General features: G+C 38.4%; 13 protein-coding genes and 1 pseudogene. 11 read left to right on the top strand and 3 right to left on the bottom strand.

The genetic code is table 11. From position 1 onward, the window contains the following. Positions 1 to 2 precede the first annotated feature (2 nt). Positions 3 to 446 (top strand): hypothetical protein, encoded by a 444-nt coding sequence (locus H7N69_RS00735; protein ID WP_187884410.1) that lies wholly within the window; start codon positions 3 to 5, stop codon positions 444 to 446. Then, the gene (gene mrdA, locus H7N69_RS00730; protein ID WP_187884407.1) at positions 427 to 2,193 is read left to right on the top strand and encodes a penicillin-binding protein 2; all 1,767 of its coding nucleotides are present in this window, start codon (positions 427 to 429) and stop codon (positions 2,191 to 2,193) included. Before H7N69_RS00735 ends, mrdA begins: the two co-directional genes overlap by 20 nt. Before the next feature lie 475 nt (positions 2,194 to 2,668). Here the strand turns inward: mrdA and H7N69_RS00725 are convergent, their stop codons facing one another. Together H7N69_RS00725 and H7N69_RS00720 are read right to left on the bottom strand one after the other, a co-directional pair. Beyond that, positions 2,669 to 3,484 (bottom strand): MetQ/NlpA family ABC transporter substrate-binding protein, encoded by an 816-nt coding sequence (locus tag H7N69_RS00725; RefSeq protein ID WP_187884405.1) that lies wholly within the window; start codon positions 3,482 to 3,484, stop codon positions 2,669 to 2,671. Between the two features lie 142 nt (positions 3,485 to 3,626). Next, entirely contained in the window at positions 3,627 to 4,223 is a 597-nt protein-coding gene (locus H7N69_RS00720) for a peroxiredoxin (protein WP_000961643.1), read from the bottom strand. A gap of 239 nt (positions 4,224 to 4,462) precedes the next feature. Between H7N69_RS00720 and H7N69_RS00715 the strand changes: the two genes are divergently transcribed. Both H7N69_RS00715 and H7N69_RS00710 read left to right on the top strand, forming a co-directional pair. After that, positions 4,463 to 5,470, top strand: coding sequence for an ABC transporter substrate-binding protein (locus tag H7N69_RS00715; RefSeq protein WP_187884403.1), 1,008 nt, complete (start codon positions 4,463 to 4,465; stop codon positions 5,468 to 5,470). Positions 5,471 to 5,668: 198 nt separating this feature from the next. After that, positions 5,669 to 6,676, top strand: coding sequence for an ABC transporter substrate-binding protein (locus H7N69_RS00710; protein WP_187884401.1), 1,008 nt, complete (start codon positions 5,669 to 5,671; stop codon positions 6,674 to 6,676). Positions 6,677 to 6,696: 20 nt separating this feature from the next. Here H7N69_RS00710 and H7N69_RS00705 read toward each other — a convergent pair whose 3' ends face one another. After that, the gene (locus H7N69_RS00705; protein ID WP_187884399.1) at positions 6,697 to 7,863 is read right to left on the bottom strand and encodes an FtsW/RodA/SpoVE family cell cycle protein; all 1,167 of its coding nucleotides are present in this window, start codon (positions 7,861 to 7,863) and stop codon (positions 6,697 to 6,699) included. A gap of 162 nt (positions 7,864 to 8,025) precedes the next feature. Between H7N69_RS00705 and flgB the strand changes: the two are divergent. From flgB to H7N69_RS00670, 7 genes and pseudogenes are all read left to right on the top strand, one after another. Continuing rightward, positions 8,026 to 8,489 (top strand): annotated as a pseudogene (flgB, locus tag H7N69_RS00700) (flagellar basal body rod protein FlgB). Between the two features lie 12 nt (positions 8,490 to 8,501). Next, positions 8,502 to 8,987: a flagellar basal body rod protein FlgC gene (gene flgC / locus H7N69_RS00695; protein ID WP_047417579.1), complete on the top strand. Its 486-nt coding sequence runs from the start codon at positions 8,502 to 8,504 to the stop codon at positions 8,985 to 8,987. Positions 8,988 to 9,114: 127 nt separating this feature from the next. Continuing rightward, positions 9,115 to 9,444: a flagellar hook-basal body complex protein FliE gene (gene fliE, locus H7N69_RS00690; RefSeq protein ID WP_001147916.1), complete on the top strand. Its 330-nt coding sequence runs from the start codon at positions 9,115 to 9,117 to the stop codon at positions 9,442 to 9,444. 23 nt (positions 9,445 to 9,467) lie between these two features. Then, complete coding sequence (locus H7N69_RS00685) at positions 9,468 to 9,593, top strand: hypothetical protein (RefSeq protein ID WP_001875485.1); 126 nt, start codon at positions 9,468 to 9,470, stop codon at positions 9,591 to 9,593. Between the two features lie 6 nt (positions 9,594 to 9,599). Next, positions 9,600 to 11,447, top strand: a complete 1,848-nt coding sequence (locus tag H7N69_RS00680) for a peptidoglycan D,D-transpeptidase FtsI family protein (RefSeq protein WP_187884397.1) — start codon at positions 9,600 to 9,602, stop codon at positions 11,445 to 11,447. 325 nt (positions 11,448 to 11,772) lie between these two features. Further along, positions 11,773 to 12,876, top strand: a complete 1,104-nt coding sequence (locus H7N69_RS00675) for an AAA family ATPase (protein ID WP_077655035.1) — start codon at positions 11,773 to 11,775, stop codon at positions 12,874 to 12,876. Then, on the top strand, positions 12,876 to 13,553 hold the full coding sequence (locus H7N69_RS00670) for a DUF3226 domain-containing protein (protein ID WP_187884395.1): 678 nt from the start codon (positions 12,876 to 12,878) through the stop codon (positions 13,551 to 13,553). Before H7N69_RS00675 ends, H7N69_RS00670 begins: the two co-directional genes overlap by 1 nt. Positions 13,554 to 13,609: the final 56 nt, after the last annotated feature.

Raw genomic sequence — 13,609 nt, 5'->3', positions numbered from 1 at the left:
CCATGCTCTCTTTAAAACAAGATTCCTTTTTTTTCTTATGTTTAGGGATCTTTGGTTTTTATTTTTATAGCCTTTTGAGAGATTTGATGCCTTTTTTGCCCCCGATGATTGGGTTTTTATTCTTGTTTTATGCCAAAAAATACGACCATTTTTTACCCAGTTTGAGCGTGTTTGGTTGTTTGTTTTGGTTTGAGAGCATGCATTTAAAGACTTTAGGCGTTTTGGCTTTATTGTTTTTAATCTACCATCAAATCGTCTATAAAAACTCTTTAAAGTTTTTTAATGACGGCTTTTTATTCAAAACTTTGCATGTTTTTTTGGTTTATTACCTTTATTTATCGCGCTTTTTTTCGGTGTCCTTGAGTTTGAAAATACTCGGTTTTCTCGCTTTTTTTGCTTTAATAGAGAGCGCTTTGTGGGGTTTGTATGAAAAATCTTCGCTATAAGCTTTTGCTCTTTGTTTTTATAGGGTTTTGGGGGTTATTGGTTTTAAATTTATTTATTTTAAGCGTTAAAAATCAAGAATACTATGAAAAACTGGCCGAACGCAACATGACCAAAAAGGAATTTCTAGTCCCTACAAGGGGTGATATTACAGACAGAAATGATGAGTTTTTAGCCACTAACGAATTGGTGTTTGGCGTGTTTTTGCCCAGCAGACTGAAACAAAAAGAGCTTTTGGAAAAAATTGAAATCATCCAAAAGTTTTTCCCTAACTTTTCCAAAGAAACGCTTTTAAACAATTACCAAAAAGAAAATTCGCTTTATAACCATAACCTCATTAAAGTGGTGGGATTCATTCCTTATATCGCCATGCAATCTCTTTATACCAAACTCATCCAAACTCAAGGCATTTTTGTGCTGCCTTTAGACAAACGCTACTACCCTAATAACGCTTTAGCTTCGCATGTTTTAGGCTATGTGGGGGTGGCAAGCTTGCAAGACTTGAAAGACAATGAAGAGAACCAATACAGCCAGATTGTAGGCAAAACCGGCATTGAAAAAGAATACAATAAGCTTTTACAAGGCAAGGTGGGCTATAAAATCATGCGTGTCAATGCGCTCAATCAAGAATTAGCCACTTTAGAATTAGTGCCGCCAAGCACCAACAACCACTTGCAATTGAGTTTAGACAAACGCTTGCAAAAAGAAGCGGACAAGCTCTTTGAAAATAAAAGGGGGGCTATTTTAGTGATGAACGCAGAAAATGGGGAATTGCTCGTTGCAGGAAGTTACCCTGAATACAATTTGAACGATTTTGTAGGCGGGATCAGTCAAGACAAATGGCAAAAACTTCAAGATGATATTTATAACCCCTTATTAAACCGCTTCGCTAACGCTTTGTACCCGCCGGGATCTGTGGTTAAAATGGGCGTGGGCTTGAGCTTTTTAGAAAACCTTCATATCACAGAAAACACCACTATCCCCACACCGCCTTTTATTGAAGTGGGCAAGCGCAAATTCAGAGACTGGAAAAAAACAGGGCATGGCAATTCTAATTTGTATAAAGCCATTAGGGAGTCTGTGGATGTGTATTTTTATAAGTTTGGGCTTGAAATTTCTATAGAAAAACTCTCTAAAACCTTAAGGGAAGTGGGCTTTGGGGAAAAAACGGGCGTTGATTTGCCGAATGAATTTGTGGGGATTGTGCCGGATAATTTGTGGAAACTCAAACGCTTCAATCAAGATTGGCGCGTTGGGGACACGCTCATTACCGCTATTGGGCAAGGCTCTTTTTTAGCCACGCCCTTGCAGGTTCTAGCCTACACGGGACTCATTGCTACGGGCAAACTGGCGACGCCTCATTTTGCTATCCATAACCAACAGCCGCTCAAAGACCCCCTGAATAGCTTTCAAAAAAAGAAGCTCCAAGCCTTGCGCGTGGGCATGTATGAAGTGTGTAACCATAAAGACGGCACGGCTTATCATTCCACAAGGGGTTCTAAGGTTACTTTAGCGTGTAAAACCGGCACCGCGCAAGTCGTGGAAATCGCTCAAAACATCGTCAATCGCATGAAAGAAAAGGATATGGAATACTTCCATCGATCCCATGCGTGGATTACCGCATTTTTGCCTTATAAAAAACCCAAATACGCTATCACTATTTTAGTAGAACATGGGGAAGGGGGGTCAAAACTAGGGGGCTTGTTAGTGAAGATGAGTAATAAACTCTATGAACTTGGTTATCTTTAATCAAATTTTAAACCTTTTCAAAAACGCAACCATCTAAACGCTAAAGACCAGCCAACTTGTTTCAATGCTCTATAACTCACTCAGTCTAATAATTGTTTAAAACTAGCCTCTATTTAGAGTAAAATCTAAAGCGTAACTTCAGTTAGATTTAGGCTTGTTGTATTTTTGGCTTTATTCTAATCGCATACTGACAGCTAAAGCCTTGTTTAATCTTTTTAAAAATGGGGTATTAGTTATTTGGCTTCATCGTTTTAGATTTTATCATGATTTTCTTAAAGGGATAGGGGGTTATTTTGCGCCATTCCCCCCCTTTAAGAAATAACGCTTTTAAAAAATTGCCACTTGATTAGCGCAAGCTCTTTTCATTTTATTTTAAAAAGACTTTTAGCGTTTTGAATGCTCAATGAGAAAAGAGCTTTTGATTAACGCCTAAAACACCCCCCATTCATCTAAAGATGAATTTTATCCAAATGGCTTAAAAAGCCGGGATAATCGCCCCTTTATAGGTATCCAAAATAAATTTCCTGGTCTTTTCACTTTGTAAGGCTTCAATCAGCGCTTTTATGGCTTCATCTTGCGCGTTATCCTCACGAGCGGCTATTAGATTGGCATAAGGCGAGTCCTTGTCTTCTGAAAATAAGGCTCCGGTGAGTTTTGCTTGCAAGGCATAATTCCCTGTTACAATAGCCCCATCCACATCCCCTAAAACTTTAGGCAATAAGGCGGCTTCTAAAGGCTTGATTTTGATGTTGTAAGGATTTTTGACAATATCAAACTCCGTAGCGTATAGATTGCTTGGGTCTTTGAGAGCGATAAGGCCTTGCTTATGCAATAAAATCAACGCCCTGCCCTGATTGGCCGGATCATTTGGCACGGCAATCACTGAGCCTTTTTTAAGGTTTTTAATGTCTGTGATTTTTTGAGAATAAAATCTTAAAGGCTCCACATGGATATTGGCCAAACCAACAAGGTGCATTTTTCTGTCCAAATTAAACCGATCCAAATAAGGGCGGTGCTGGAAGTAATTCGCGTCTAAAGAGCCGTCATTGAGCGCTAAATTAGGCAACACATAATCCGTAAAAGACATGATCACTAATTTGATCCCTTTCTCTTTCAAATCATCCACGACTGATTGCAAGATTTGCGCATGCGGCACAGGGTTAGCGCCCACTTTAAGCTCACGAGTGATTTCATGCTTTTCTTTTTTTTCTTTGTGGTGTTTGGCGTCTAAAAGATTAAACAAACCTAAAGCAATTACCCCTACACTAATAATACGCTTGAATATATTCATAAAAACCCCTTTATTAACAAAATTAATTCAAAATGATAAAAAGATAAAACGATACAAAAACTTTAAAACTAAGCGAAGAACAAAATTAAAGAAAGGACTTAACCAAGAAAGAAATCTCTCTTGGTTGAAAGAATTAAGCCGATTAAAGCTTAATGGAATTTTCTTTAAGATACTCTGCAACGCCTTGGTGAGTTGCTTTCATGCCTTTATCGCCTTTTCTCCAACCTGCTGGGCAAACTTCACCATGTTCTTCAAAGTGTAAGAGAGCGTCCACCATGCGAAGCATTTCATCTGCATTCCTACCTAATGGCAAGTCATTGATCACTGCATGTCTTACTTTCATGTTTTTGTCAATCAAAAAAGCTCCTCTCAAAGCGATCGCTTCTTCAAACAGCACATCATAGTCCCTAGAAATGCTCTTAGTAATATCAGCCACCATAGGGAAAGTTACTTGACCAATACCGCCTTTTTCTACAGGGGTGTTTTTCCATGCAAAATGCACTTGCTCGCTGTCAATAGACACGCCAATCACATTGAAGCCTTTTTCTTGGAAGTCTTTCACTCTTTTGTCAAACGCAATGATTTCTGTAGGGCATACAAAAGTAAAATCTTTTGGCCAAAAGAAAAGGATCGCACCATTTTTGCCTAAATTTTTAGAAAGCTCAAAGTGTTCATCAACCTCATTGTTTCCTAAAACGGCAGGCGCTTTAAAATCGGGGGCAAGTTTTGTAACTAACATATACAACTCCTTAAGTGTTTTAAAATTTTGTTGGATCAAAATTAAACCTGAACAGATTTAATTTTATTATGCTTTCCACTCAATCAGCGGAAACATAGTGGAGTATAATCTTAAAAAGTTAATGAAAAAATATTTTCTTTAATATTTTAGGATTTTGTGAAAAAAAGTTTCATTTTTACTGCTTGTATTTCCTTGAATGGTGTTATAATCGCTTCATAAATCATACGAAAGGAATTGTTATGCTAATCGCTCGCTTTAAAAAAGCCTTAATCTCTTGTTCTTTAGGTGCGCTCATTGTTTCATCTTTATTGGGCGTGGCTAACGCTTCTAATCAAGAAGTCAAAGTCAAGGATTATTTCGGGGAGCAAACGATAAAGCTTCCTGTTTCTAAAATCGTCTATTTGGGTAGTTATGCAGAAGTGCCTGCAATGCTTAACATTTGGAATAGGGTCGTGGGCATTTCGGATTACGCTTTCAAATCTGATGTGGTTAAAGCCACTCTTAAAGATGGAGATCGCAAGCGCATTAAAGTGATGAGCAGCGATCATGTGGCGGCATTGAATGTGGAATTATTGAAAAAGCTTAGCCCCAATCTTGTTGTAACCTTTGTGGGTAACCCCAAAGCCGTAGAGCATGCGAAACAATTTGGGCTTTCAATCCTTTCTTTCCAGGAAAGAAGCATTAAAGAAGCCATGGAATCTATTGAAACGCAAGCTAAAGTTTTAGAAATTGACGCTTCTAAAAAATTCGCCAAAATGCAAGAAACTTTGGATTTTATCAAAGAGCGTTTGAAGAATGTTAAAAACAAAAAAGGCGTGGAACTTTTTGATAAGCCCAATAAAGTTAGCGGTCATAAAGCCCTAGACACCGATCTTTTAGAAAAAGGGGGCGTGGATAATTTTGGCTCTAAATATGTCAAGCATGGGCGCGCTGAAATCAATACAGAAAAGATCGTTAAAGAAAACCCTGAGATTATCTTTATCTGGTGGATAAGCACACTCACGCCTGAAGATGTGTTAAACAACCCCAAATTTGCTACCATCAAAGCCGTTAAAAACAAGCAAGTTTATAAACTCCCCACAATGGATATTGGCGGGCCAAGAGCCCCACTCATTAGCCTTTTTATCGCTTTAAAAGCCCACCCTGAAGCGTTTAAGGGCGTGGATATTAATGCGATGGTGAAAGATTATTATAAGGTGGTTTTTGATTTGAATGACGCAGAAGTTGAACCCTTTTTATGGCATTGATTTTTAAAAAGGGGCTAGTATTTTTAGCCCTTTGTGTATTGTGCTAGGCTTAAAACAAGCCTTGTAGCTAAAATTTTCTTCCATATTTTTATCTTATCTTTAACTTTTAAGATTTTATGAAAAATAGTTTCATTTTTACTATTGTTATTTTCTTAGTAATGTTATAATCGCTTTATAAATCATACAAAAAGGATCGTTATGTTAGTTACTCGCTTTAAAAAAGCTTTCATTTCTTATTCTTTAGGCACGCTTGTCGCTTCATTATTATTGAATGTGTGCAACGCTTCAGCACAAGAAGTTAAAGTCAAGGATTATTTCGGGGAGCAAACGATAAAGCTTCCTGTTTCTAAAATAGCCTATATAGGGAGTTATGTAGAAGTGCCTGCCATGCTTAATGTTTGGAATAGGGTTGTAGGCGTTTCGGATTACGCTTTTAAAGACGATATTGTTAAAGCCACTCTCAAAGGCGAGGATCTTAAACGAGTCAAACACATGAGCACTGATCATACAGCCGCGCTAAATGTAGAGCTTTTAAAAAAACTTAGCCCTGATCTTGTGGTAACCTTTGTGGGTAACCCTAAAGCGGTAGAGCATGCGAAAAAATTTGGTATATCATTTCTTTCTTTCCAAGAGACAACGATCGCAGAGGCCATGCAAGCCATGCAAGCTCAAGCTAAAGCCTTAGAAATTGACGCTTCTAAAAAATTCGCCAAAATGCAAGAAACTTTGGATTTTATTGCTGAGCGTTTGAAGGGCGTTAAAAAGAAAAAGGGGGTGGAACTTTTCCATAAAGCCAATAAGATTAGCGGCCATCAAGCCATTAGCTCAGACATTTTAGAAAAAGGGGGTATAGACAATTTTGGCTTGAAATACGTTAAGTTTGGGCGCGCTGACATTAGCGTGGAAAAAATCGTTAAAGAAAACCCTGAAATCATTTTCATTTGGTGGGTAAGCCCACTCACGCCTGAAGATGTGTTAAACAACCCCAAATTTTCCACTATCAAGGCCATCAAAAACAAGCAAGTTTATAAACTCCCCACGATGGATATTGGCGGTCCTAGAGCCCCACTCATTAGCTTGTATATTGCCTTAAAAGCCCACCCTGAAGCCTTTAAGGGCGTGGATATTAATGCGATAGTCAAAGATTATTATAAGGTGGTTTTTGATTTGAATGATGCAGAAGTTGAACCATTCTTATGGCACTGATTTTTAAAAAAAGGGCTAATTTAGCCCTTAATATATCTCGCTAGACTTAGAACAAGCCCTATAGCGATACAATTCGCTAGAAGCGAACTCCCTCCATAGCTCAAAAACGGCACCGCTAGGCCCTTAACCGGAAAAATCCCACCCACCCCAAAGGCGTTGATCACCAAAGAAAACCCTATTAGTAACACCACGCCCACGCAAAATAGCGAATATTTTGGCTCTTTCAAGCGGTTAGCGATCCTAAAAATCAAAACAATCAAAACAGAAAACAAAATAAAACAAACGCATAACCCCAAAAAACCCCATTCTTCGGCGATCCCAGCTAAGACCATGTCCGTATGCACTTCGCTCAAAAACCCAAGCTTGATTTGCCCAAGCCCAAGCCCTTGCCCCAACAGCCCCCCATTATGCATGGCATTGCCTGCATGAAAGACTTGATAGGATTCGGGCAAATCGCTTATTCTAAGAGCGTTCGCTAATTTGTCCGGCAAGAGCGTGAAAAGCGAATTTTGCAAATTAGACCACCACAATTTTAGGCGCAAAATCCTATGCTCGCTTGTAACAATCGCTAAAACGCTGATCGCAAACGCCCCTGAAACAATCAAGCCAAACAAATGCGTGCTCCCCCCAGAAAAAACCAACAACACCGCTAAAACCGCCCCCAAAAGAACAATCTGCCCCAAATCGTTTTGCAAAACCCCCACCCCAAACGCTAAGGCTACAAACACCACCGAATAAGGCACAAAAGTGATGAGTTCTTCTTTAACATTAGCCTTTTCTTTTGCCACAAAGGTGCGAGACAAACTCCACGCAAGAAAAAAGGTGAAACCAATCTTTAAAAACTCCAAAGGCGCTAGAGAGAAAAACCCCAAACGAATCCATCGCTTCGCCCCCCCTGCGCTACTGGAAAGGCTTTCTGGCAAAAAAAACATGCCAATAATGAGTAATGGTGGGATAAAAAGAAGAAAAAACCCCAAACGGCTAAACCACTTGCTAGGATCAACCCGAGACAACCCCCACATGATGACAATCCCTATGATCGCGCTTGAAAGCTGGCGTATGAAAAAATGGAATTCCCCATAATGATACAGCACCACTGTGGTGTAAGTTGAGAGCGAATAGCTCATCAATACCCCCAAAAAAATCAATAGCGAAGCGCAAAAAAACAGGTTTCTGTCTGTAGTCATTAGGATTTCCTTATTTTGGTTTTTGAATAGGCGTTCTCTTAAGGTATTTTAGGGGTATTTTACACTATAATGGCTCTGAATTGGCTTATCGCTCAAGCTTAAGCATGCTTTGAATTGATCGCATTCTTTAATGAGAAAGCGAGCCGATTATTGGAATGTTTTTTGCATTCTATAAATTTGCAAGGGTTTAAAAAGGGGTTTTGATGGATTTTTCTAAAGCGTTTGGGTTGGTTTATAAAGCGTTGGATTATAGGGCTTTAAGGCAGGATATGATCGCTTCTAACATCGCTAATGTGGACACCCCTTTTTACAGGCCAAAGGATTTGGATTTTGAAAGCGTTTTAGCGGAGAAAAAAGCGGAAATTTTTGAAAACCAAACCAGTAAAGTTTTGCCTTTAGCCCACACTAACCCTAGGCATTTAGACTTTGAAAATAGCGCTAAAAATGGGGCGAGCCTTTTTTTTAGAGATGGGCATTTGGCTAAAAATGATGGCAACAGCGTGGATTTAGACATAGAAACGAGTGAAATGGGCAAGAACTCTACCATGTATTTAGCCTTGAGTTCGGCCTTAAAAAAGTATCGAGGCGTGATCAATTACGCCATTGATTCCAGTAAGAATTTATAGTTAAGGGAAAGCATGTTTTTATCTTCTTTTGATATTAGCGGTTATGGTTTGTCCGCCCAACGCTTAAGGGCTAATTTGATTTCTTCTAATATCGCTAACGCTAACACCACACGCACGAGCGAAGGAGGCCCTTATAGGAGGCAAGAAGCGGTGTTTAGGGCTTTTGATTTCAATGAGATTTTAAACCAAAAAATCGCCCAAAACAATCAAATTACCCCCTATGAAGACCCTTTAGATGAAGGCGATGACAATCCCTTAATCCCTATCACAAGCGTGGTGGTGGATAAGATTGTGCGCGATGATAGCGAGCCTTTAATGAAATACGATCCCAGCCACCCTGACGCTAACGCTCAAGGCTATGTGGCTTACCCCAATGTGAATGCGGTGGTTGAAATGGCGGATTTAGTGGAAGCGACTAGAGCCTATCAGGCCAATGTTGCAGCCTTTCAAAGCACTAAAAACATGGCGCAAAACGCGATTGGCATGTTACAAACATGAACGATTTTCAACAATTTATGGTAGTATAAGGAAATTTAGGTAGTATTAGCCAAAGATCAGTAGAATACAGAAATGAATAAAATATTTAATAGAGTTAAATTTTTAAAAAAGAGCTTAAGGAGGTTCTATGCAAGCCATACACAATGATAAAAGCTTATTGAGTCCTTTCTCTGAGCTTAACACGGACAATAGGACTAAAAGAGAAGAATCAGGTAACGCCTTTAAAGAACAAAAAGGTGGGGAGTTTTCTAAACTCTTGAAACAATCTATCAACGAGCTTAACAACACTCAAGAGCAGTCTGATAAAGCCTTAGCCGACATGGCGACAGGGCAGATCAAGGACTTGCACCAAGCGGCTATCGCCATAGGGAAGGCCGAAACGAGCATGAAACTCATGCTTGAAGTGCGTAACAAAGCTATCAGCGCTTATAAAGAGCTTTTGAGAACGCAGATCTAATCTCTTAAGTGGTGTCTCTTTAAATGATCGCTTGGTCCTTTTTAAAGAGAGGGTTTGTTTTTGTTACGCCCCATTTTAATAGATTTTACCATCAAAAATCCGTGCTCCCATGCGTTGTGAAAGTCCAACGCCACGCCATTTTCAAGTAAGTGCTTATGGATAATAAGAATATTGATCCTTACTTCAACCCAGAGCAATTCCTAAAAATCCAAAGAGACAAGGGTGTGGTTACGGCGTTAATCTTTTTGTTGCTTTTTTTCATTTTTTTGATGGTGGCTTTTAAAAAAGCTTTTTTTGCGCAAGCCAACATGCCCACTTTGGTGATGATTAAACAAGACACCGCTACTAGGGGGACTATTTATAGTCAAGACAACTACAGCCTAGCCACTTCACAAACCCTTTTCAAACTGGGCTTTGACACAAGGTTTTTAAACCCAAATAAAGAAGATTTTTTCATTGATTTCCTTTCTATTTATAGCAATATCCCTAAAGAGTCCCTAAAAGACGCGCTCAATACGAAAGGCTACACGATTTTAGCTTACAATCTCACGCCCAATATGGCCACTAATATTAGAGACTTGAATAAGAAATTTTTAGCCTTTGGGGTTTTTCAAAATTTCAAAGACGCGCACGATAAAGTGTGGCAAAAACAAGGGCTAAACATTGAAGTGAGCGGCGTTTCCAGGCATTACCCTTATCAAAATAGCCTAGAGCCTATCATTGGCTATGTGCAAAAACAAGAAGAAGACAAGCTCACTTTAACTACCGGTAAGAAAGGCGTTGAAAAATCTCAAGATCACTTGCTTAAAGCCCAGCAAAATGGCATAAGAACAGGCAAAAGAGATGTGAGTTTTAACTTTATCCAAAACCACTCTTACACAGAGATTGAACGCCTTGATGGCTATGAGGTGTATTTGAATATTCCTTTAAAACTCCAAAGAGAAATTGAAACCCTATTGGATAAAACCAAAGACAAACTCAAGGCTAAAGAAATCCTAGTGGGTATTATCAACCCTAAAAGCGGAGAAATTTTATCGCTGGCTTCAAGCAAGCGCTTCAATCCTAATGCGATTAAAACCAGCGATTATGAAAGCTTGAATTTGAGCGTTGCCGAAAAGGTTTTTGAGCCAGGCAGCACGATCAAACCCATTGTTTATTCCTTGCTGTTAGACAAGAATTTAATCAACCCCAAAGAACGCATTGATTTAAACCATGGCTATTACCAATTAGGAAAATACACCATTAAAGACGACTTTATCCCTAGTAAAAAAGCCGTTGTTGAAGACATTTTGATCCAATCTAGCAATGTGGGCATGATAAAAATCAGCAAAAATCTCAACCCAGAGGATTTCTATAACGGGCTTTTAGGCTATGGATTTTCTCAAAAAACGGGCATTGATTTATCCTTAGAAGCCACAGGAAAGATCCCTCCTTTGTCCGCTTTCAAGCGTGAAGTGTTAAAGGGGAGCGTTTCTTATGGCTATGGGCTGAACGCGACTTTTTTGCAGCTTTTAAGGGCTTATGCGGTGTTTTCTAATGAAGGCAAATTGACTACCCCCTATTTAGTGCAACGAGAAACCGCCCCTAATGGCGATATTTACATCCCTAGCCCCAAACCCACTTTTCAAGTCATTAGCCCCAAAAGCGCTAGGAAAATGAAAGAAACCTTAATCAAAGTGGTGCGTTATGGCACAGGCAAAAACGCTCAATTTGAAGGGCTATACATAGGGGGCAAAACAGGCACGGCTAGGGTTGCCAAAAACGGGAGTTATAGCGCGCAGTCCTACAACAGCTCTTTTTTTGGGTTCGCTGAAGATGAAAGGCAGGTTTTTACTATCGGCGTGGTTATCTTAGGTTCGCACGGCAAGGAAGAATATTACGCTAGCAAGATTGCAGCCCCTATTTTTAAAGAAATCACCGAAATTTTAGTGCGTTACAATTACCTATCGCCCTCCATTGCGATTCAAAACATGCTGGAGAAAAACCGCTTTAAGATAAAATAAAAGGCTCTTTTCAACCCAAACCCCAAAAAGGAGTCTTAAGTTGCCGGCTCTGTGGCATTAAGGCCAAATTTAGAGGACAGATTAGAAAAAATCTGTTTAAGTTAGGTTGAACCCAATTAAATAAAATGAGATTTGCATGATCCCTAGAAAGACAATCAAAACTAACCCTTAAATCAAAAAGAATGCGGATTAGCTTGCTATTATAATTTAAACGCAAGGTTTACAACAGGTGAGCGTTCAAAATTTAATCAAAATAATGTAAAATTAGAGCAATTATACCGATGTCTAGTGGCATCAATTCAAGCTAACTAAAAGGCGAATTTAAATGATTAAAAGCATAGAGATTGAAAATTACAAAAATTTCAAACACCTTAAAATGGAAAATTTTAAACTCATCAACTTTTTTACCGGTCAAAACGATACGGGCAAAACCAATCTCTTAGAAGCTCTTTATACCAACACAGGTCTTTGTGATCCTACTGCCAATCAAGTCAGTCTTCCTCCTGAACATGCCGTGAATATTAGTGAATTCAGAAAAATCAAACTCAATGCCGACAACCTAAAAACCTTTTTTTATCAAGGAAACACCGCTAATCCCATTAGTATCCGCACTGAATTTGAACACGCTACTATCCCTCTTACTATCCAATACCCCACACAAACCAGTTACAGCAAAGACATCAATTTGAATAGCGATGATGCTCATATGACAAACCTTATAAACACAACAATAACGAAGCCACAGCTCCAATTTTCCTACAATCCATCCCTTTCCCCCATGACAATGACTTATGAATTTGAAAGGCAAAACCTAGGTTTAATCCATTCTAATTTAGATAAAATCGCTCAAACCTATAAAGAAAATGCGATGTTTATTCCTATAGAATTATCTATTGTTAATTCTCTTAAAGCATTGGAAAATTTACAATTAGCAAGCAAAGAAAAAGAATTGATTGAAATCCTACAATGTTTCAACCCTAATATTTTAAATGCTAATACAATAAGAAAGTCTGTCTATATCCAAATCAAAGATGAAAACACACCGCTAGAAGAAAGTCCCAAAAGGCTTTTAAATTTGTTTGGTTGGGGTTTTATCAAATTCTTTATCATGGTGAGCATTCTTATAGACAATCGTGTCAAGTATCTTTTTATTGATGAAATAGAAAGCGGTTTGCACCATACAAAAATGCAAGAGTTTTTAAAAGCTCTGTTTAAGTTAGCTCAAAAATTACAGATTCAAATTTTTGCCACCACGCACAATAAGGAATTTTTATTGAACGCTATCAACACCATGCCCAATAATGAAACGGGAGTTTTTAAAGATATAGCCTTGTTTGAGCTTGAAAAAGAAAGCGCTTCTGGCTTTATCAGACACAGCTATTCTATGCTAGAAGAAGCGCTCCATAGGGGCATGGAGGTTAGAGGCTAATGAGAAAAAAAATCGTTTATGTGGAGGGTGAATCAGATGCAATCTTTTTAACGCTTTTAAACAAAGTCAAAAATTTATGCATTGATGGTATCTTTAGTTGTAAGAGCAATACCAAGCTTTTTGAAAAATCAGAGAGTATTAAAGAATACCTAAAAGTTAAGGATATTTACATCGTTTTTGATTCAGACAACCAAACAAAAGAGACTAAAATTCAAGAAATAAAGAAACAACTCCAAAAAAACCCAACAAAAGAATACCACTTAAATGATGAAGAGTTTAACCAGATTAAGATTTTTTTATTGCCAGAAAATGATGAGACTAAACACCACCCCAATTATTGCGAATTAGAGTCTTTACTAGAAAAAATGGCGAAAGAAAGTGAAAATAAAGCGTTTTACACAAGCTTCCGCCAACATTACAATGCGCTTTTTGATGAAGTCAAACAAATCAAACCTATCCAATCAGAACAAAAAAAACGCACTAAATGTTGGCTACAACCCTATATCACGCTTTCTGTTTGTTTAGAGAGAGGTTTTATTCCTTGTGGGTTAAACGATCTAGATCCTGTTACTGCAACCGCTAAAATGATAGATAAGCCAAAAAATACAGAAATTCTTGAAAAATTTTTTGATTTTGATTTAAAGGAACTTCAAGCATTGATTGATTTTTTAAAATAAACCCAATAAAAACCCTTGATTTTTACAAGTATTAACTTTCTCAAATTGAGTTTAAA

The organism is Helicobacter pylori (genome assembly GCF_014497725.1).
In the GTDB taxonomy this organism is placed as follows: Bacteria; Campylobacterota; Campylobacteria; order Campylobacterales; family Helicobacteraceae; genus Helicobacter; species Helicobacter pylori_DE.
This window is presented reverse-complemented; position numbering and strand designations above follow the sequence as displayed.

Bases quoted from the DNA above. Each gene is read 5' to 3' on its own strand.
- H7N69_RS00670 (WP_187884395.1), top strand. From the start codon at position 12,876: ATGAGAAAAAAAATCGTTTATGTGGAGGGTGAATCAGATGCAATCTTT.
- H7N69_RS00685 (WP_001875485.1), top strand. From the start codon at position 9,468: ATGATCGCTTGGTCCTTTTTAAAGAGAGGGTTTGTTTTTGTTACGCCC.
- mrdA (WP_187884407.1), top strand. From the start codon at position 427: ATGAAAAATCTTCGCTATAAGCTTTTGCTCTTTGTTTTTATAGGGTTT.
- H7N69_RS00735 (WP_187884410.1), top strand. From the start codon at position 3: ATGCTCTCTTTAAAACAAGATTCCTTTTTTTTCTTATGTTTAGGGATC.
- H7N69_RS00675 (WP_077655035.1), top strand. From the start codon at position 11,773: ATGATTAAAAGCATAGAGATTGAAAATTACAAAAATTTCAAACACCTT.
- H7N69_RS00710 (WP_187884401.1), top strand. From the start codon at position 5,669: ATGTTAGTTACTCGCTTTAAAAAAGCTTTCATTTCTTATTCTTTAGGC.
- H7N69_RS00715 (WP_187884403.1), top strand. From the start codon at position 4,463: ATGCTAATCGCTCGCTTTAAAAAAGCCTTAATCTCTTGTTCTTTAGGT.
- fliE (WP_001147916.1), top strand. From the start codon at position 9,115: ATGCAAGCCATACACAATGATAAAAGCTTATTGAGTCCTTTCTCTGAG.
- H7N69_RS00680 (WP_187884397.1), top strand. From the start codon at position 9,600: ATGGATAATAAGAATATTGATCCTTACTTCAACCCAGAGCAATTCCTA.
- flgC (WP_047417579.1), top strand. From the start codon at position 8,502: ATGTTTTTATCTTCTTTTGATATTAGCGGTTATGGTTTGTCCGCCCAA.
- H7N69_RS00725 (WP_187884405.1), bottom strand. From the start codon at position 3,484: ATGAATATATTCAAGCGTATTATTAGTGTAGGGGTAATTGCTTTAGGT.
- H7N69_RS00705 (WP_187884399.1), bottom strand. From the start codon at position 7,863: ATGACTACAGACAGAAACCTGTTTTTTTGCGCTTCGCTATTGATTTTT.
- H7N69_RS00720 (WP_000961643.1), bottom strand. From the start codon at position 4,223: ATGTTAGTTACAAAACTTGCCCCCGATTTTAAAGCGCCTGCCGTTTTA.